General features: G+C 36.5%; 17 protein-coding genes. 13 read left to right on the forward strand and 4 right to left on the reverse strand.

What is annotated here, in order from left to right; all coding sequences use genetic code 11:
* Window positions 1–123 precede the first annotated feature (123 nt).
* From glmS to ABXH06_RS12370, 6 genes are all read left to right on the forward strand, one after another.
* Window positions 124–549 (forward strand): methylaspartate mutase subunit S, encoded by a 426-nt coding sequence (gene glmS, locus ABXH06_RS12345; RefSeq protein WP_353518416.1) that lies wholly within the window; start codon window positions 124–126, stop codon window positions 547–549.
* Window positions 549–1913 carry a hypothetical protein gene (locus tag ABXH06_RS12350; RefSeq protein ID WP_353518418.1) on the forward strand — a complete coding sequence of 455 codons (1365 nt, stop codon included), beginning with the start codon at window positions 549–551 and terminating at the stop codon, window positions 1911–1913. The genes glmS and ABXH06_RS12350 overlap by 1 nt, the downstream gene beginning before the upstream one ends.
* Complete coding sequence (locus tag ABXH06_RS12355; RefSeq protein ID WP_353518420.1) at window positions 1910–3130, forward strand: glutamate mutase L; 1221 nt, start codon at window positions 1910–1912, stop codon at window positions 3128–3130. The genes ABXH06_RS12350 and ABXH06_RS12355 overlap by 4 nt, the downstream gene beginning before the upstream one ends.
* Complete coding sequence (locus tag ABXH06_RS12360) at window positions 3121–4692, forward strand: AMP-binding protein (protein WP_311582329.1); 1572 nt, start codon at window positions 3121–3123, stop codon at window positions 4690–4692. The genes ABXH06_RS12355 and ABXH06_RS12360 overlap by 10 nt, the downstream gene beginning before the upstream one ends.
* Window positions 4693–4963: 271 nt before the next feature.
* A complete protein-coding gene (locus ABXH06_RS12365) occupies window positions 4964–7987 on the forward strand; it encodes a TonB-dependent receptor (protein WP_353518421.1) in 3024 nt (1007 codons plus the stop codon).
* 138 nt (window positions 7988–8125) lie between these two features.
* The gene (locus ABXH06_RS12370) at window positions 8126–9640 is read left to right on the forward strand and encodes a tryptophan halogenase family protein (protein ID WP_353518422.1); all 1515 of its coding nucleotides are present in this window, start codon (window positions 8126–8128) and stop codon (window positions 9638–9640) included.
* Window positions 9641–9683: 43 nt separating this feature from the next.
* Here ABXH06_RS12370 and ABXH06_RS12375 read toward each other — a convergent pair whose 3' ends face one another.
* Window positions 9684–9839 carry a hypothetical protein gene (locus tag ABXH06_RS12375; RefSeq protein WP_311582338.1) on the reverse strand — a complete coding sequence of 52 codons (156 nt, stop codon included), beginning with the start codon at window positions 9837–9839 and terminating at the stop codon, window positions 9684–9686.
* A 441-nt stretch (window positions 9840–10280) separates the two neighbouring features.
* Here ABXH06_RS12375 and ABXH06_RS12380 point away from each other — a divergent pair, with 441 nt between their 5' ends.
* Genes ABXH06_RS12380 through ABXH06_RS12390 form a run of 3 tightly spaced genes read left to right on the forward strand, consistent with a single transcriptional unit; the run spans window position 10281 to window position 14381 of the window.
* Window positions 10281–12701, forward strand: coding sequence for a glycoside hydrolase family 3 C-terminal domain-containing protein (locus tag ABXH06_RS12380; RefSeq protein WP_503012499.1), 2421 nt, complete (start codon window positions 10281–10283; stop codon window positions 12699–12701).
* Between the two features lie 13 nt (window positions 12702–12714).
* On the forward strand, window positions 12715–13425 hold the full coding sequence (locus ABXH06_RS12385) for a DNA alkylation repair protein (RefSeq protein ID WP_353518424.1): 711 nt from the start codon (window positions 12715–12717) through the stop codon (window positions 13423–13425).
* Window positions 13425–14381, forward strand: coding sequence for a carboxylesterase family protein (locus tag ABXH06_RS12390; protein ID WP_353518425.1), 957 nt, complete (start codon window positions 13425–13427; stop codon window positions 14379–14381). The genes ABXH06_RS12385 and ABXH06_RS12390 overlap by 1 nt, the downstream gene beginning before the upstream one ends.
* 53 nt (window positions 14382–14434) lie before the next feature.
* On the opposite strand, the gene ABXH06_RS12395 is transcribed toward ABXH06_RS12390, so the two are convergent.
* Window positions 14435–15475 carry a glycoside hydrolase family 5 protein gene (locus tag ABXH06_RS12395; protein WP_353518426.1) on the reverse strand — a complete coding sequence of 347 codons (1041 nt, stop codon included), beginning with the start codon at window positions 15473–15475 and terminating at the stop codon, window positions 14435–14437.
* Between the two features lie 234 nt (window positions 15476–15709).
* On the opposite strand from ABXH06_RS12395, the gene ABXH06_RS12400 reads away from it, so the two are divergent.
* Together ABXH06_RS12400 and ABXH06_RS12405 are read left to right on the forward strand one after the other, a co-directional pair.
* On the forward strand, window positions 15710–16516 hold the full coding sequence (locus tag ABXH06_RS12400) for a hypothetical protein (RefSeq protein ID WP_353518427.1): 807 nt from the start codon (window positions 15710–15712) through the stop codon (window positions 16514–16516).
* 93 nt (window positions 16517–16609) lie between these two features.
* On the forward strand, window positions 16610–16969 hold the full coding sequence (locus tag ABXH06_RS12405; RefSeq protein WP_311582356.1) for a DUF1428 domain-containing protein: 360 nt from the start codon (window positions 16610–16612) through the stop codon (window positions 16967–16969).
* Here ABXH06_RS12405 and ABXH06_RS12410 read toward each other — a convergent pair.
* Window positions 16961–18112: a helix-turn-helix domain-containing protein gene (locus ABXH06_RS12410; RefSeq protein ID WP_311582358.1), complete on the reverse strand. Its 1152-nt coding sequence runs from the start codon at window positions 18110–18112 to the stop codon at window positions 16961–16963. The genes ABXH06_RS12405 and ABXH06_RS12410 overlap by 9 nt on opposite strands.
* A 281-nt stretch (window positions 18113–18393) precedes the next feature.
* Here ABXH06_RS12410 and ABXH06_RS12415 point away from each other — a divergent pair, with 281 nt between their 5' ends.
* Entirely contained in the window at window positions 18394–19101 is a 708-nt protein-coding gene (locus ABXH06_RS12415) for a helix-turn-helix domain-containing protein (protein WP_353518428.1), read from the forward strand.
* On the opposite strand, the gene ABXH06_RS12420 is transcribed toward ABXH06_RS12415, so the two are convergent.
* Window positions 19098–19472, reverse strand: a complete 375-nt coding sequence (locus ABXH06_RS12420; protein WP_353518429.1) for a hypothetical protein — start codon at window positions 19470–19472, stop codon at window positions 19098–19100. The genes ABXH06_RS12415 and ABXH06_RS12420 overlap by 4 nt on opposite strands.
* A 217-nt stretch (window positions 19473–19689) precedes the next feature.
* On the opposite strand from ABXH06_RS12420, the gene ABXH06_RS12425 reads away from it, so the two are divergent.
* Window positions 19690–20451, forward strand: a complete 762-nt coding sequence (locus tag ABXH06_RS12425) for a SapC family protein (protein WP_353518430.1) — start codon at window positions 19690–19692, stop codon at window positions 20449–20451.
* The last annotated feature ends 24 nt before the right edge of the window (window positions 20452–20475 follow it).

The following is a 20475-nucleotide window of genomic DNA, read 5'->3' on the forward strand; positions in this document are numbered from 1 at the left end:
TTCCTGTTCTTACTTATAAGCCAGTATTCTATCATTAAAGCAGTGTTTTATTAGAATATTTGATACTATATATTCACATTTATTGAATAAATATACTTGTATATACATTAGGCAATTTACCATATGAAAGTTGTAACAGGCGTTGTGGGAAATGATATCCATGTTGTCGCCAACCGTTTGATTGATCTTTCCTTGCAAGCAAGGGGTTTTGAAGTGTTTAACCTCGGGGTAAATACTTATTTAGAGGAATTTTTTGACGCTGTTATCGAAACTGGCGCAGAAGTTTTATTGATCTCGTCGTTAAATGGTGAAGCTGAAGGTTGGGGGCGAGAAGTACAACTGCTTAAAGCTAAATATAAGAAACTAGATGACGTTATTATGATGATTGGTGGCAACTTAGTGGTTGGTACAGGTAACGCTGATGACATTATTCCACGTTACAAAGGTTACGGTTTTGATATTGTTTGTCATCAAGTAGATTTAAATACTGGTTTAGACTCATTAGAAGAAATGATCAATGAAAGACAATTAGAAGTGAGAAAAAACTAATGAGTTTATTGCAAGAAGAACGAGAAATTATTCTCAATAATGAATACGTTGATAGTTTTGATTTTGCGGAAGTGGCAGAATTTGTCACTAATGCCAGCAAAGATTTATTTATCTCACATCATTTTAAAAATCAAAAGAAAATGTTGGTACAACCGCGTGGTGGATTTCCTACATACAAAAAGCAATTTGCGTTATATGAATTTTTTGTTGATGCCAATGTTGATGTATTACCACTTACCATAGATTCTAATACTCGCCTTAATGATTATGCTACGTCGAAGAAAATGCTACGTTTGAGTGAAGAAAACGATGTGGATATGTTAAATGGTTACCCGCTGGTTAATCATGGTTATCGTACAACGCGTAAAATGATCACCCATTTTAACAAGCCGGTAAGTTTACGTCATGGTACGCCAGATGCCCGCTTACTAATTGAAACGGCGATTGCTTCCGGTATTTTTGAAATTGAAGGCGGACCTATCACTTATCTGTTACCTTATTCAAAGAACTTTCCGTTAGATAAAGCGTTTTTGTATTGGAAATATGTTGAGCGAGTTTGTGCGAATTATTCACAGTTAAATGAGCCGATTAACCGAGAGTCATTTGGGCCTTTAACCGCTACCTTAGTACCGCCATCAATCACCATTGTTATTCAATTATTGGAAATGTTGTTGTCATTAGAAGAAGGCGTCAAGTCGTTTTCAGTGTCTTTCGCGCAACAAGGTTCAATGAATCAAGATATTGTCACCGGTGCAGTACTTAAAAAACTTGCTAAGCATTATGCCGCAGAAATTAACTGTTCAGACGCCGCCATTAATTTGGTTTATCACCAATGGATGGGGGCATTTCCGATGAACAAAAATTATGCCGAGCAATTAATTAGTATTTCTACGGTGATTGCCTCTATGGTTGGCGCAGATAAAATTATCACTAAAACCCGTGAAGAAGCTTCTGGTATTCCAACCAAAGAAGCGAATGCAAAGACCGTAGCTAATACGCAATATTCATTAGGTATTTTAAATGGCTTACCAAATGTAGTAGATGAAGAAGAAGAAGAAATTCTTACTTTAGAAGTGAAAGCGATTATGGAAGCAGTTTTTAACGATCCTGCTGATACTTTATGGCGAAAAGTGTTTAACTCAATTAAAAATGGCATCATTGATGTGCCATTTTCACCACATATTATTAATCACAATAATATGATCACCGTGCGCGATGCTAACAAAAATATTCGTATTATTAAACGTGGCAATGTGCCGATTCCTGATCGTTGTTACACGTTTGAAAAAGCTCAATGTAATTTGACAAAAGATACCACAGATATTGTCAACGACATTATTCATGACATAGGAATTATGCAATGAGCCAGCTAAAAAATGCCGATAACGGCCAAGAAAAGTTATTAATTGATGTCGGTAGTACTTATTTTAAATTAAGTACCAATAACAGTATTGAGCAACATTTTCGTGATTTTAATAAGTCTATTATCGATGATTTAACCCATAAATGTGGCCATGCTATCGACAGCTTTGATAAAAAAGATATTCATATTTGTTCTTCAGCAAATGGTGGTTTAAGTACGCTTATTATCGGTGTGACTAATTCTTTTTCGTTAAAGTATGCCACCAATATCGCCTTTAATTCTGGCATCAATATTATCGATACCCTACTGTTTCAAAACATTGAAACGTATTCGGTACCGAGTGACTTAATTGATGTGGTGATTATTACCGGTGGCATTAACTCAAACGCGAATAATTTTTCTGATGATTTATTTCGTTATTTAGCAAAATTGACCTACTCAAATATTGTGTATGTAGGCAGCGAATGTGATGCGCAACTTATAAAAGACAATATTAACGATGTTGTGGTCTTACCCAATATTATTGATGACCGGTTGCATATTGTTGAAGATGACTTAAAAGAGTATTTAACTAACCTTTATCAGCAAGATATTGAAGGCAAAGAAGACATCAAAGACTTATACGACATTACCGATAATCAAATTTTTTCTACGCCTTACGTAGTCAATAAAACCTTGCCGTTTATTGATTCAAAATATTCAGTGGTCAATCCGTTTGTTTTGCTTGATATTGGTGGCGCAACCACAGATATTCATTACTCTAAAGACTTAGTTGATGAAAACATTGTCACCGAAAATGAATACGATCGTTTAGTGTTCAAAAAATTAGGGGTATATAAATCGAAACAATCGTTAATTTTTGCCGCGAAAAATAACGAATTTGTTTATGAGTTATTAATGCATTTAAAAGTGACGGAAAATATCTTCGAAGAACAAAGTGAAAAAGCTACTAAGATTTTGATGCAATTAGCCATTTTTTTAGTTTTATGCAAAATATCACATTACAAAAAAGCATATGTTAACCTAAAATTATTATCTGTGAACTCTTTTGTGTTAACCGGAGGGATCACGAAAGTGCTTACCGTGGAAGAAATTGAAGATATTATCTCCTTCTTTTATAAGAAAATTATGAATTCAGATCACAATCCTGCGACTGTACTAGATAGTAATTATGATATCTGGACATTAGGTGCCAAAGGAAAAGCAGCATGTCAATAAACTGTATTAGAACGCTTCTTGAAAATGCGGTAGAAACGCATAGCGATAAAACTGCCATTGTATATAACGACAAATCAATAACTTACAAAGAACTTTTTGCAAAAGTGAATCAAGTTGCTTTTTATTTGAAAGAGCTCGATTTACCGAAAGATTCACGCATTGGTATCTATTCAAGTAAAAGTATTGAACAAGTAATTGCCATCTTAGCGATTTTATCGACCGACTATATTTTAGTACCGCTCACTAAGTTGTTAAAACCTGAGCAAGTTGAGTATATTATTAACGATTGTGGCATACAGTGTATTATTACTGATAAGCAACAACTTGAAAGTATTGAAGAAATAAACTTTTCAGGCAAAGTCATTTCATATCAAACCACCGATAACAACATGGCTTCGTTTGAAGAGATTTTCAAATATTATAATAAGCCTTATCACTGCAATATTAATAGTTACAGCAGTGCCGTAATTACTTATTCGTTTGGTATGTCGGGTCGACCAAAAGGTATTGTAATTTCTCATCGTAACTTAATTGATTCAGCACGTGTAGTTTCGCAATATTTAGCCTTAGAACAAGATGATGTGATCTCAGGTACGTTGATTTTTAATTTAGATTACGGTCTAAATCAAATATTTTGCACCCTTTATAAAAAAGCCACGTTAGCATTACACTTGTTTATTCTACCGGATGACTTTTTTAATCATGTGATTAATGACAAAGTAACCGTTTTACCGTTAATGCCGGTTAATATTTCACAAATGTTTGAAGACTCAGGTCAACGAATCCCAAGTGCAGCACTCTTTTCTCATGTGAAAACAATTACCTCATCTGGCGGTAATGTCACAGAAAAAATGATCAATGACTGTAAAAATACGTTTTCTGAGGCTAAGTTTTATTCGATGCATGGCTTAACGGAAGCGTTTCGTTCAACGTATTTAGATCCCTCACAAGTACAAATTCGTCCTGATTCTATCGGAAAACCTATTGCTGATGTAGAACTCTATATCATTAATGAAGACGGTAAAGAATGCGCGGTGCGAGAAGTCGGAGAAATGATTCATCGTGGCGGCTACATATATAAAGGTTTTTGGAATGCACCTAACCAAAATGCTTTGCGGTTCAAGTCGATCGATATTTTAAAAGATGTGATAAAACTTGAAGGGCAATTAACGGATGAAATTGTCGTGGCCACAGGTGATTATGTTTATAAAGACGAAGAGGGTTATTTTTACTTTGTTTCAAGGCATGACGATATGATTAAAACGCGTGGATTTAGGGTATCGCCTTATGAAGTTGAATCGGTTGTCGCAAAAAATATTAGTCAAATTGATCAATGTGCGGTGTTTGGTATCGATAATGAACTCATAGAAGAAGAGATTATTATGGTGTATTCCGCTGCGAGTGAAATATCTGAAGAAGAAATTATCTTTGAACTTAAAAAGCACTTAGCTTCATATATGATCCCAAGTCGGGTCATTTACAAAAAGTCACTACCCTTAGTGCAAACAGATAAAAACAAAATAGATAAAGATGAACTAAAGGCAGAATTAGCACGAGTATAATGTAATTTCCCTCCCATAATTATTCGTTAAAAAAACGCTATTAAATTTATTGATAGCGTTTTTTATTATCTATATTTCAATGATTTAAATGCTAGGTATTGCTGTTCACAATCGTATATCTATACGTATTGCTTAAAGTTGAACGTTCAAACTCCTTAAATTTATTTTCTTTGAACGACTCTTGTCGTTCATCGGACTAACGTAGACCCTGAAAACAAAAAAATATAAGCAAGCGTTATAACGCTGCATTAACATTTGGGGAGTTCGCACCATGAGAAATAATTCTCAACGAAAAAATTCAAATCATCACAATAAAGGGGGCATATTTAAATATTCTTTAATTGCTTCTGCAATTGTAGGACTGTCATCTACAGCAGTACAAGCTGAAGAAAAGATCAAACAAGAAGATATCGAAGTTATCGAAGTAAAAGGCCAACGTGGCAATTTAATTTCGGCGCAAAATATGAAAATGGAAGCCGATACGGTAATAGACGCTATTTCCGCTGAAGATATGGGCTCATTACCAGATAGAAGTGTGCTTGAAGCTATTTCAAGAATGCCTGGTGTTGCCATAGAGCGCTTTGCCGCAGCAGACGATCCAGATCATTTTGGTGTTGAAGGTGGTGGCGTGGTTGTTCGTGGTTTAACACATGTTCGCAGTGAGTTTAATGCAAGAGATACTTTTTCAGCAGATTCAGGTCGAGGATTGAGCTTTGAAGATGTTTCCCCAGAGTTAATGGGATCGGTTGAAATTTATAAAAACCAAACCGCCGATATGATTGAAGGTGGAATTGCCGGGACTGTTAATTTAAATACACGTAAAGCATTTGATGCCGACGGGCGAGTATTTGCTTTTAGTGCCGATGCCACATACACAGATTTACGCGAACAAACTTCTCCGACTTTTTCGGCGTTATATAGCGATATTTGGCAACTAGATACAGGTCGTTTAGGCTTCTTAGTAAATTATTCTAATTCTGAAATGAAAGTAGAATCTAATGGTGTACAGGTTGGGCTTTATGAAATGCAAAGCTGGGACAACTCGAAGTTTATTCCTCGCTCAACGCGTTTAAGTAAAAAGTTAGATGATCGTACCCGTGAAGGTTTTGCGACCTCTTTACAGTGGGAAAATACGGATAGAACGATTTTACTAACCGGTGAGTATATTCGCTCTGAAGCTGGCCTCTCTTGGGGGGAAAGCGTCATGGAAATGGATGACAGTGATTCTCATTCTAATATGCTACCCGTTGCGGGTACTGAGTTTGAATTTGATGAAAATGGTTATTTTGAGAGTGGGGTTATTACTTCTGAAGCAGGGTGGCGAGGTGATGGCAATCCTCAGCGTTACGGAATGCAACACAATATGCAATCGCGTTCACGTATTGAAGAATCAATTGTTAATGACTACAGCTTTAACGTTAAATATACCCCGAATGATTCTTGGGCATTTAATTTTGATATCCAATATGTTGATTCAACAATGGAGATTGAAGATGTTTCTTTGATGGGAGCAACGCGTGCCGTGGTAGGAATGGATTTGACCGGTAGCGGTGTCGCAGACATTACCTTATATCATCCAGGTTATGATGGTGAAGGGAGTGATACTTCAGCAAACCCATTTACTGATCCAACTAAACACTTTTTTAGAAGTGCTATGGACCATGTATCGGATAATGAAGGTGATGAATTTGCTAGTCAATTAGATGCTGAATATACCTTTGATGAAGGTATTATTAAGTCTGTGCAATTCGGTGTGCGATATTCCGATAGAGAGCAAACTACTCGTCAGTCAGATTATAACTGGGGCGTCTTGTCTGAAGCTTGGGCAGGAGGCAATATTTGGTATTCCGATACGGATGTTCCTCATGAAACTGTCAGTTTTGATAATTTTGCTCGGGGCGGCGTATTATCGATGGAAGGTGGAAATGCTTTCATTTTTCCTTCAATGGATTTAGTGCGTGATTATCGTAATTTAAATGCATCATTGGCTAATGCTAAAGCGGTTGATTGGGGGTGGAACCCGTTAGCAGATCGTGGCGATACTACCGGAGATTTTATTCCTAATGAAATTAATGATACGCAAGAAAAAAGTACCGCAGCATACGTAAGATTTGACTTTGAAGGTGATATAGACGGACTAGATTACAGTGCCAATGTTGGTTTACGTTATGTTAAATTAGAAAATGATACCGCAGGTTTTATTATTTACCCGGATAACGTGCCAGAAGATCCGGTCGATAATGGAGATGGCACAGTTACTATTGATGGTGACTTTTACCGAGTTGCCGATCAAAAAGCGTTTGGTAATGGTGGCTCTGAAAGCCAAATCGCTTCAAGTGAGTACACCAATATACTGCCAAGCGTTAATTTCAAATTAAACCTTACTGACGAACTATTATTACGATTTGGCTTTTCTGAGGCGATTGCGTTGCCTTCGTTAGGAAATTTGCGTAATTATGTTGATATCACTGGTGAAGATAATGTTATTACTTATGGTAGTGATATTAATCCTGAAACTGGCCAACCTGATATTGTGTCTATGGCATATGATCGTTATACCGCAAACTCAGGTAACCCATATTTAAAGCCAATGGAATCATATAATTATGATTTATCTTTAGAGTGGTACTTTGCTGAAGCAGGCTCGCTTACTTTTTCACTATTTTATAAAGATTTAAGTAACTACTTTATTAATGGCGTTACAATTCGTGATTATACCAATAATGGTGCTACTCAACAGGTGCAAGTATCTGGTGCAACGAATGGTGATAAAGGCACCATTAAAGGTTATGAAATTGCTTATCAACAATTCTTTGATACTTTACCAGGCGCATTGTCAGGCTTAGGTATTCAGTTAAATTACACACATATTAATGAGGATGGTTCACCGAATGCCGGATTAAATGATTCTAACCCGGATAGTGGTGAGGCAGCTGATTTTGCTTTTGATGATTTACCACTGGAAGGTTTATCTGAAAAAAATGCCAATGCAGCTTTATTGTATGAGAAAAATGGCTTTTCAGGGCGAATTGCTTATAACTGGCGTTCAGAGTACTTACTGACCACGCGTGATGTTATTACTACCCTGCCTATTTATAACCAAGCGAATGGGCAACTTGACGCATCGTTATTTTGGGATGTGACTGAAAACTGGAAACTTGGTATTCAAGGGACTAACTTAAATAACAATATTACCGAAACGATGATGCAAATAAATCAAGCGGGCGATAAAAAAACACGCTCATGGTTTACCAACGATAGACGCTATAGCTTCGTTGTACGTGGCACATTCTAAGGTGAGTTTATACGATTAATGTAACTTCCCTCATACATTATCGTATTAGTGAAAGTCGGTATTCAGAATTGAGTATCGGCTTTTTACTTTCTTTTATTGAGTGTTAGCATCGTTATATCAAACAGTTATGGAACGTTTATGTCGGCAAAAAATAATCATATAAAAAAAATAGTGATCGTCGGTGGCGGCACTGCCGGTTGGATGACCGCGGCAACACTGGCCAAAGTGTTAGGTCAAAATTACGGCGAGATACAATTAATAGAGTCTGACGCCATCGGTACTGTGTCTGTTGGCGAAGCAACAATTCCACAAATAACACTATTTAATCGTATTTTAGGTATAGATGAAAATGACTTTATAAAGAAAACCAAAGGCACTTTTAAGCTCGGTATTGAGTTTATTGATTGGACTAAAAAAGGTGGCGGATATATGCACCCTTTTGGCAATCATGGCAAAGGTATGGACGCGATACAATTTCATCATTATTGGCTTAAGATGAATCAACTAGGCACAGTACCAGACCTTGAAGCGTATTCACTTGCGGCTGTTGCTGCTAGACAAGGTCGGTTTATGCGACCACAAAATATGGGGAACTCACCACTTTCCGAAATTAATTATGCTTTCCATTTTGATGCAACTTTATACGCAGATTATTTACGTGATTATTCAACGACTCGCGGCGTAAAACGCACAGAAGGCAAAGTCGTCGATGTTTTATTGAGAAATAGTGATGGGTTTATCGACTCAATAAAGCTTGAGAGTGGCGAGAGAATTGAAGGTGATTTGTTTGTTGATTGCACAGGTTTTAAAGGCTTGTTAATTGAAGGAGCTTTAAAAACTGGCTTTATTGATTGGAGTGATGAACTGCCATGTGATAGCGCTGTTGCTATGCCTTGCATGGCCAAAGAACCTGAAAATTTAAAGCCGTTCACCCAGTCCACTGCACAGAAAGTAGGTTGGACATGGCGTATTCCTCTACAACATCGTATTGGCAATGGTTATGTGTATTCAAGCAAATACCTGAGTGATGACGAAGCGGTTAGTATATTGACCAAACAAATGGAAAATGAACCGTTATCAAAACCGAATTTTTTACGTTGGAAAACGGGGATGCGTAAACAAGGCTGGAATAAAAATTGTATTGCGATTGGTTTATCTGCAGGCTTCGTCGAACCCCTAGAGTCCACTGGACTTCATTTGATCCAAAGTGCTATTGCTAAATTGATGGGGCTGTTTCCTCACCGAGGTTTTGATCAAATTGATATCGATACGTATAACCAACAATTGAAATCTGAACTCGAATACATTAAAGATTTTATTGTCTTACATTATAAAGTAACAGATCGAGACGATTCGGAATTTTGGCGGTTTTGCCGAGATATGAAAGTATCTGACCGTTTACAAGCGAAAATTGAGTTATATCAATCCAATGGCAGAATTTACCGAGAGAATGTCGAACTTTTTAATGAGACATCATGGCTTGCCGTTATGCATGGCCAAGGTTTACAACCTAAAGGCTATCATCCTTTGGTTGATGTTCTCGACGAAGATGAAATACAACGCCGATTAGATCATATCAAATCAGTGATAGATAAATCAGCAGAGACAATGCCGTTACACAAAGACTATATTACAAAAAACTGTCAAGGATAGCGTATGTCAGATGATTTTATTCAGAGTACAATTGCAGTAAATATTAAGTGATATCGAACACTTCGCGTTGTTCTGCTTTTTCAATACGAATATCAAAATCACGAGGTAAATTTGAATTGTCATAATCAAATTCAGTTGACTCATTTTGATTTAATTCAGTGCTACTTAATTCTGTTGGTTGTTGATTTACATCGGTCATATATATTCACCTACCTATTTAGTGGTGTTGTATTATTACAACAAATCATGGTGATTAACAAGTTTTTACGGGTTTAGTAGTAATATATGTAGTTAAATTACTATTTAATCGGGGTGTATCAAGTTAAAAAACGTTTAATTTTAGGATCATTGATGAAGTTGAACGAAAAGCTATTTCAATAACAGGTAAATTCACATATGAGGTTTTGCTATATTTATTATTCTTCCATATAATAAATGTAAGCGCTTTCATGAGTGTGTTAATTATTTAAACTAATCAGGTATAACAATGACAAAATATCTAAAACAGAGCTGCTTTGTAATTTCTATTATCGGGCTACTTGCTTGCTCAAAAGTTACTAATGAGCCAGTCAATAAAACTGGGTCAATAGACAAACCTCACGATACTCGACTAGCCACGGTCGAGACAAACGTTGAAGCAATGCTCGCTCAGTTGACCTTGGAAGAAAAAGTGTCATTAGTTCATGCCAGCGGCAAGTTTCATATCAATGCTATTGAGCGAGTGGGTATACCAGAAATGTGGCTTTCTGATGGGCCGCATGGTGTTCGTCACCAAATTAATCGACATGATTGGGCATCTGCAGGTTGGACAGATGATCATGCTACCTACTTACCTCATTTAACCTCGGTTGCCGCTAGTTGGGATAAAGAGATGGCAATTTTACATGGCAAGGTTTTAGGAGCTGAAGCTAGAGATCGTAAAAAAGATTTTATTTTAGGACCAGGTGTAAACTTAGCGCGTTTACCTTTATATGGCAGAAATTTTGAATATATGGGTGAAGACCCTATTCTTGCAGCAAAACTTGTTGTCCCACAAATTAAAGCCATCCAAGAAAATGACGTGGCTGCCACGATAAAACATTATGCTTTAAATACACAAGAGCTAAATCGTACCGGTGTTAATGCAAAACCGGATGAACGTACGTTGCGAGAGGTGTATTTACCGGCATTTGAGGCGGCGGTAAAAGAAGCCAATGTGTTAGGAATGATGGGGGCTTACAATGAATATTACGGTACAAATGCGAACCAAAGTAAGCACTTAGTGATGGATATTTTAAAAGGTGAATGGGGCTTTAAGGGAGTACTTTTAACTGACTGGAATGTTGATATTAATACCCATGATGCCGCTTTGCACGGCTTAGATTTAGAAATGGGTACAGATGTTCCTACGTATGATGAATATTTTCTTGCTCAACCCCTATTGAAAGAAATTAAAGCAGGTAACATTCCTGAGTCGGTGTTAGACGATAAAGTGCGTCGTATTTTACGGGTACAATATAGCATTGGTATGTATGATGATAATCGATTGCCCGGACAACGTAATACCAAATCACATCAGTTAGCAGCACGTAAAATTGCGGCCGAAGGTGTGGTTTTACTTAAAAATGAAGTCGTTGGTGAAAAAAATGTCTTACCACTTGATGAAAAAGCCATTAAAAACATATTAGTGTTAGGCCCAAATGCGGATAAAAAACATGGCACTGGTGGTGGGTCTTCTGAAGTAAAATCACTCTATGAAATTACACCTTTAGCAGGATTAAAAGAACAATTAGGCGAAGACGTTAATATTACCGTGATGCGTGCTCGCAGTAGTGTATTAGCACCAATTGCAAGTGATTATGTTGCTTCTCGCCATTGGACAGGTACACCGGCATGGAATATTTCATATTTCAAAGATAAAGCCCGAAAAGAGCTAACTTCAGAATCTTGGATAGTTGATTCTAAGTTTACATCATTAAATGATAATGGTGTTGATCACATCACCATGAAGGCGCAAATTAAACCGCTAAAAGCTGGTGTGCATACGTTAAATGTATCAGCTGTTGGTGATTTTACTTTGAGCGTTGATGGTGATGTAGTGGTAAATCATACCAGTGTTGACAGTGCAATATTAAGTCATGATATTGAACTTGATGCGGATAAAGAATATGCCTTTGAAATAAAATACGACGGCAATACTTCGTTCACGCTTGGTTGGGATGCCCCTGGGAACTTATTTACTGATGAAGCTGAATATTTGGCAGCGGCAAAAGCTGCCGATGCGGTCATTTACTTTGGTGGTCTAAGTCATGGTGATGACCGGGAATCAATTGACAGACCCGACATGAAATTACCGAACAGCCAAGATGAGATTATTAGTAAGCTATTAGCGGCTAACGAAAAAACAGTGGTATTTTTAGTTGCAGGCTCTGCTGTTGAAATGCCTTGGGCTGAGCAAGCCAATGCGATTGTTTGGGGTTGGTATGGAGGGATGGAAGCTGGCCATGCATTTGCTGATGTTCTTTTTGGTGAAGTCAACCCAAGTGGTAAAATGCCAATAACCTTACCGGAAAAATTAGAGCATACCGCCCCTATTGCCTTGAATGATTATAACGCGGAAGAATCGCTATATACAGAAGGTGTTTTTATTGGCTACCGATGGTTTGAACAACAAAATATTAAACCAACTTTTGCCTTTGGGCATGGTCTTTCTTATACAAATTTCGCCTTAAGTGACATTCAAGTTTCAAGTAAAACCATCAGCAATGAGCAAAGCGTTCAGGTAACGGCACAAGTGACGAATACGGGTAAAGTTGCTGGCGCTGAAGTGGTGCAATTATATTTACATGATAGAGCGGCAAGTGTTGAACGCCCAATCAAAGAGTTGAAAGGTTTTGATAAAGTGTTCTTGCAGCCGGGGGAAACAAAGCAGGTTTCAATGACCCTAACAAAGAGAGATTTATCGTTTTGGGATACTAATAGCAATGATTGGTTAGTGGAGCCAGGAGAATTTGAAGTGCAACTTGGTACTTCGTCAGATAAGATAAAATTAAAAGAAACATTTACTTATCAAAATCAATGATGAAGACTCTGCCATGCTTGTTGAGCAAATAACAGCACAACTGATAAATGCTGGAAATCCAGACATTGCTCAACATTCTCAGCGTTTTTTTAAAACAGCCAAAGGTGAATACGGAGAAGGTGATAAATTCATTGGTATTCGTATTCCTGTGCTTCGTCAGACACTTAAGTTGTATCAAAACGCAACTTTAAAGGAGGCGTTAGTCTTACTCAAACATGAATATCATGAAATAAGATTGTTTGCGGTATTGCTGTTAGTTCAGCTTTTTGAACAATCAAAAAAAGATGAAGCCAAGCAAAGTGAAATAGTAAAAGCTTACTTAGCGAATACCCACTACATTAACCGTTGGGATATTGTTGATAGTTCGGCACATAAAATCCTTGGAAAATTTTATCTTAATCGCAATAAATCAATCCTACATCAATTAGCACTTTCTAGTCATTTATGGGAAAGGCGCATGGCAATGATGTCAACCTACACTTTTATTAAAAATCATCAATTTGATGATGCGTTAATATTGGCAGAAATCCTACTCCATGATAAACACGATTTAATCCATAAAATTGTTGGATGGATGTTAAGGGAAGTCGGAAATAAAAATAAACAAGTTGCAGAGCGTTTTTTGCAAAAACATTACCAAAACATGCCACGTACTATGCTACGGTATGCAATTGAAAAGTTTACCAAAGTAGAAAGAACAGCCTATTTAAAAGGGCAAATGTAATGGATTCATTTTGGAGATTAAGTTTGTATAGTAAAAATTATACCAAGGTTCTTATATTACTTTGCACGTTAAGTTTATTGTCAGCTTGTGCCTTAAAACGAGAGAGCCCTTCTCAAGAGCAGCTCATTCGGAAAAGTTATATCAGTCAGCTAAATAACCAAGAAAGAGATTATTTTCTTTATCTACCGAAAGGTTATTTTTCAGAGCCAGATAAAAAATGGCCTGTAATGATGTTTTTGCATGGTAACGGTGAGCGCGGTAATGGTAAAGATGAATTAGATTTTGTTTTAAAGCATGGGCCTGTTTATCAAGCATGGATCCAGAAACAAGATTTACCTTTTATTATCATTTCTCCACAGTTACACATGTTCGATTTTGACCAACGCGGTATTGGTTATATTGATAATAGGAAGTACTCTGATATACCTCAAAGACAAACACAAGGAACACCTCCTAGCGTTGAATCTCGCCCTCAGAATCCGATTATAAGAGCACCATCACTGCAAGATATGAGTGAAATATCACCGTTGTTGCCATTGGGTTGGGATAAAGTTGAATTAGATTTAATCAATATTTTGAGTGAAGTAAGTACCAACTATGATGTTAATAAAAATAAAACATACTTAACGGGATTAAGTTATGGAGGGTTTGGCACTTGGTTTATGGCGAGCCAGTACCCGAATAAATTTGCTGCTATTGCTCCTGTGGTTGGTTGGGGACATCCCGATTTAATGCAAGCCATTGCCGCTGAACAACTACCTATTTGGCAATTTGCCGGTGGTCTTGATAACGCAGTAGAAATTCAATACTTTTATGCAGGTATCGAAAAGCTAAGAGAATTAGGACATAACGAGGTGCGTTTCACTGTCCATGAAGATATGGGTCATGATGCTTGGAAGCGTGTGTATGCCAGTAGTGACTTTTATGAATGGTTGTTAAGTCACTCATTAAAATAATGAGTGACTAATGAAATAACAGGGTCATTTACAAAGTAGCTAAGCCTGATTCCTCAAAGACCTCGATCCTCATTTTTAGGCATACTCCAATGTTTGATGATGTTTTTAAGGTAAAGACCATTAGGAGTTAATTCATCATCCTTCCAGGGTCCAACATTGGTTGTGGTTGGTTTTAACATGGCCGACCCTTCATCTTTATTGGTAATAGACCAGCTACAATGAGATAACGCATGCTCTTTCATAAAACTTAGCCATTGTTGGGTACTTTCTTTAGCGATTTCACCATCACCGTTCGCATTCACTGTGCCCCATTCAGAAACAAAGAGTGCTAGACCCGCATCAAGTGCCTTTTTTGCTTTGATTCGCAAATCATCTTTATGTGTGCCGGCATAAAAATGTAAGGTGTAGGCAATATTGTCGAAACCAAGTATGGGATCTTGTGCGGCTTTATCGACATCTTGCGACCAGGTTTGTGTACCGACGAGAATTAAATTGTTGTTATCAATTGCTCTAATGGCTTTAATCACCTGTTCGGCATATGGTTTTATGACTGATGACCAATCGGTATTATTTAAAGGTTCGTTATAAATTTCATAGATAACATTGGGATACTGATGATATTTTGTCGCTATTTTTTCAAAAAAATCGATAGCTTGTTCAATATTATCTTCGGCATGATGAGAGTGCCAATCAACAATCACGTATATATTTTCGGCAATGGCAGCATCAACAACGGTTGATACTTTTTGACGAAGGCGATCCGGATGAGTTAAATAACTGCCATCACCTTGTGCCGACATTGCCGCTCGAATAATGGTGGCGTTCCAGTCATTGGCTACTGTTTTAACCGTTTGCGGATGATAAAACGGCTCACCTTCTTTATCTTTAGTCGACCAAAATAAACTGGGTCCTGCTAAAGAAACTACCTGGTTGTTTTGATCAACAATTTTTCCTTGTTGCACGGCTAATTGACCATGAATTTTTACCGGAGATTGACTGGCGTTAACGCTAAACGTAACTAAAGTATTGGCAAATACAAGCCAAAATAATGTTCGAATAACCACGTTTGATACAGACTTACATGTGATAATCATAATTTCGCTATATGTTATTTTTTTGTGTTGCCATGATAACCAGTGAACGACGTAAATTCGTCTGAAAAAGCTCAAATAATAGAGTTTGAACTAATATCAGCTATCGTATTTTATCTAATAAAAACATAGCATTGTAGATTGTAGTCGTTCAGGTCTACTCTTGATTGTAAAGTTGAACGATTTTAGCGGTTAAGCAAGGTATGTTTATCGTGAATGAAATAATTAAGGTAAATTATGGTTAAAGTCATCACGTTTTTTGCGCTTATTGGCATGTTTTTCAAAGGAGTTAATGCCAGTGAAGTTGTAAAAATTCAATCGCAACAAATTCAACATTGGAATCACCCTGCCACTTCACCCGAACAATTTAAAGGCTTGAAAAGTCAGGCAACCGCCTATGCTCCTTTTATAGAAAACACAGCAACAACTGAAAAAATTCATATAACGTTAATTAAGAAATTGGCGAATTGGCATCAACAACATAGCAATGGCTTGAAAATCGTTTTTTCACAACCTGAGTTAACCTTTGGTCAAATCAAAGCGTTTTCATTTAGGCTTTCCCTCGATAAACAAGCATCGTTTATTCCAACCTTAGCGCAAGTTAAAAAGGCTTATAGCAAATACATTGATGCTGGTTTAATTGATGAACAGTGGCTTAAAGCGCTGCTCTCTGAACATGGCGTGATTAATATTAAATTTTTTGGTGCGCATCACGAGGATCAAAACATTGCAACTGTCTTGGCTAATTATCAACTGGTGATCAAGTCATCTATGGTGAGTTCAGCTAAGCTTAAACAAGCGAAAACCATAGATATTTTGTTATCAGACTTTGATTTTTATCGGCAAAAAAACTGGCAAGAACACCCGATTTCAAGAGATGAAATAAAATCAGTCAAAGTGATGGGTTTGTTGATCACTGCTGAAACAAGCAATGAAAAAACACTCAGAAGCTATCTACTTGATAACTATATTGAAGAATTGCCTGAATATTATACGGAGTTAGCCATCAGTTTTGCAGACGTAACACTCGAATTAGCCGACTAAACTTGTGATAAAAGTATTTAACAACAATACTGAAAGCAACTTTAGCTATCCCGCTAAACATAAATGCGAATGTAACAATTGAGGAGATTGAAAATGGCTTATATGGATGGTTTTGTCGCAGCAGTACCGACTAAAAATAAAGATCAGTATTTAACCCACGCAAAATTAACCGCTAAGGTATTTAAAGATCACGGAGCGCTAAAAATAACCGAAGGTTGGGGAGATGATGTTCCTGAAGGTGAAGTCACGTCTTTCCCTATGTCGGTTAAGTGCCAAGCTGACGAGACGGTGGTGTTTTCATCGGTTATTTGGCCTTCAAAAGAAGTTCGTGATGCTGGTTGGCAAGCAATGATGGAAGACCCTCGGATGAATCCAGAAGAAAATCCGATGCCATTTGATGGTAAGCGATTAATTTATGGCGGTTTTAACATTATTTTTGATGAATCACTTTAGCTGCTCTTTTCGATATTGTGTCGGTGTTAATCCGACACTTTTTTTGAAAAAAGTATTAAACGTTGCCTTAGAATTAAAACCCGCCTGATCCATAATGTCGAGCATAGTGACTTTTCTATTTTCTTCTTGCTGTAATAAATACTTACTCTCTTCAATACGATATCGATTGATAAATTCAAAAAAGTTTTGTTTGAAATGACGGTTAATAATTTGCGATAAGTTTCTGGCAGGCATTTGTAACTGCATTGATAAGTTTTCTAAATTTAACAAATGATTTAAATAAGGCTTTTTTTCACGCATAAACGTTTCTATTTTTGCCACTTGAGCTAAATCAATCGGATCTTTTTCTATTACTTTTTCTTTGTTTTCAATACCTTTGAATACACTTGAGAAGCCTAAGCTATAAAACATTAAAAAGCTGATCAAAAACATCACCATAAAATTAGATATTTGGCCGATTAAGGCATAATTAATATTGATGTGTAAATCAATCGAGGTCATAAAGCCTAATGTCGTGATTATCGCTTGCACCCTAATGACTAAAAAGCCAATCACTAATATTTTGAGCCAGGTTAAATCTATTGCTTCAATATCAGCAAACTCGTTTTTAATGTGTTTTTGATAACGATGAAGTTCTACTATACAAAGCACACCACAAAATGTTCTAAAGCATTCTCTAAATAAATTGATATAACGCGTATAAGCAGGCTCGTTGGCTAATTGATAACCCTCTAAAATCAAAAACTTTGTTTGTGAGTCAAGCAAATGCCAATCGTGAATATCATGGGCTGCAAAAATAAGAAAAGGTAAGAAATATAATATGTCTTTGGGTTGTAAGGAAAAGTTTTTATAGATTAAAGACCGGACAAAAAATAGTAGTAACACCGCTTCAATCCAATAGGCCATTCCGAAGATATAAAAAATATTGGGCGAAAAATCCATGGCGAATTGTCTAAACGCAGCACCAAAATTAATTAATGTATCAAGAGGGATGGCAGCATAAGAGAGTAAAAATAATGCCAATAAAATATTACTTTGTCTTTTACCTTTCTTGAGTAAGATTAAAAATAGAGCAAAAAGAGTGCACTGATAAATGGTGATAAGTAGTGCCAAATCAAAGGTATTAAAGAGAAGACGATCCATAACGTGCTCAAAGCAAATAGTGATTCTCTATAGATAGTAGCTTGAATCAAACTTGATGTCAGCAGATAACAAAAACATTTTGAAAGCGATTACATTTTTATCGGCTATTGTTAGGCTTTTAATTTATCTATGTTTTTAGTGTAGTTTGGCAGCGTGAAGAACTCACACGCTGAATGTTATAAAATATTCATGAGTATCTCAGCATATTCATCTTTATATTCCTGATATGATGAATAAGAATTCGCTTGAAATTCAATTGATTCAAGCAAAAGGAACAAACAATGAAACTTGGTGAAAAAATAAAACAACTCCGTCAGGATGCTGGTTTAACGCAACCAGAATTAGCAGAAAAAGCGCACATTGAACAATCTTATTTATCCAAATTAGAAAATGAGAAAGGCTCTCCTTCGTTTGACGTGATATCAAAAATAGCGGGCGCGTTTGAGATTGATGTATTCACTTTAATTGATAGTTTGAGCATGTCGTATTTACAAGAAAATTTGCAACATTTACCCGAAATTGCCGTGAAAATTGAGTCTCAAAGAGCTGCTAAAAAATTAAAGATGCGTCGTAGCTATATTTTGGCAGCCATGCTGATTGTTTTGGGTGTTGCTTTTGTCATTATAGGAAACTCATCGACCATTTTTCCTCACTCAATATATCAATACAAATCAATGGGGTTAATTAACGAAGGCGAAATTAATCAACATTATCAAATGTCACCACTAAGAGAGCTCGCAGAAGACTGGGAGAAAAGCAAAAAGCGTATTGCTGATAACATTGCTCGTTTAGATGAAAGTTTATTATTAACTCGAAGTTATCGAGGTGAAGGGTTTGTTGAAGAATATGGTCAACAGCGCCGTTATTATGAACTCATAGATGTTCGTGAAATAGAGTCACCGATGAAAGATTTTGCCGTTGTTTTTGGTTTTATTTTCTTATTAACGGGTGGCTTTATAATGATCTATCTCTTTAAATGGTTAAATTAACCAAAGACTTGACCGCCATTAGGGTAATTTTTATATTGAGGGTGAAATTCAATATTGTCGCACCAACTACTGAAATTAGCATAGCTGTAGCGCGTATCATTGGCCGTAAACCAGCGTGAAGTTGCGGCCGGCGGTAATCGAAATTTTGCCTTAAAACCATCAATCGCAACCCAACAGGCCAGTTCTTTGGTGGTTTCATTTTTAATTTGTGTGCGTGCGAACCCTTCAGCGTTATGACCATTTATCACTTTAATTCTTGCTTGGCTAAACGCCGAGATTGCATAAAAAAAGCACAAAAAACTCAATGAAGTCATAATCACTGATGATAAACCTATCTTATTTTTTTGAACTGAGTTAAATGTAAAAGTCATTTTAATTCACCACGTTATCAGGTTTATTCGCTGGTTTGTTTTCATGAATTAGTAAATTTTGATCAATATTTATTATATTTTTAATTATTCACTATTGAAAGCATTAACCATCGTCTCCATAACTTATTTCACATTATAAGATCTGTTAAAAATAATTAGTTCAATAGTCCTAAATATAGACAGAAAAAATTTCAAAAAAGTTAGAGTGAATTAAAATATGAATATAGTAGCCATTAAAAAAGAGCAACATCAAAATTTAAAAGTTGCCAACCAACGTGATTTATCACATGTTGCCAATCAACATATTGCGCCAATTAACGTGCGTGAATTCCCTCAAGCTTCCACTAGTTATCCTATTGTTTTAATCAAAGATCCTGATTCTGAGCGTTACCGTACCGTAGTGATGTTAGGGTTAGAAGCCGGTGAAAACTTATATCACGAAGAGAAAAAATGGCAGGCCATTTATATTCCACACTCTATTTCAATGGTGCCATTTTCATTAGGATTAGATCCTGAAAAAGAAAAAACCTTAACAGCTTGTATTGATTTAGATAGCCCTTTTGTCGGTGAAGATACAGATCAGGCATTATTCGATGCAGATGGTAATGACACAGAATACTTCAAAGGAATTCAGGAGCAATTAGGTCGTTTGTATGACAATGAAGTTGCGAATGAAAATTTTGTTAAAATCTTATTAGAAAATGATTTATTACAAGAATTAGAACTTAATATTGCTTTCAATAATGAAGAGAAGAAAAAACTGGTTGGTATTTTCGGTATCAACGAAGAAAAACTTCACGGTTTAAGTGATGAAAAAGCGTTAGAGTTCTATAAGTCGGGTTTATTTATGCCAATTCATGCCATGTTAGCGTCTGCAGGCCAAGTAAATCGTTTGGCTCAACTTCGCAATGCTAGTGAAAATCCGGTGAAAGTTAGCGGTATTCAATACAGTGTAGTTAAAGCTGAAGAAGCAAAATAAGCCTTCATTGAAAATGTTTGCTAA

This window comes from Thalassotalea sp. SU-HH00458, from assembly GCF_040362795.1.
GTDB classification, from domain to species: domain Bacteria; phylum Pseudomonadota; class Gammaproteobacteria; order Enterobacterales; family Alteromonadaceae; genus Thalassotalea_H; species Thalassotalea_H castellviae.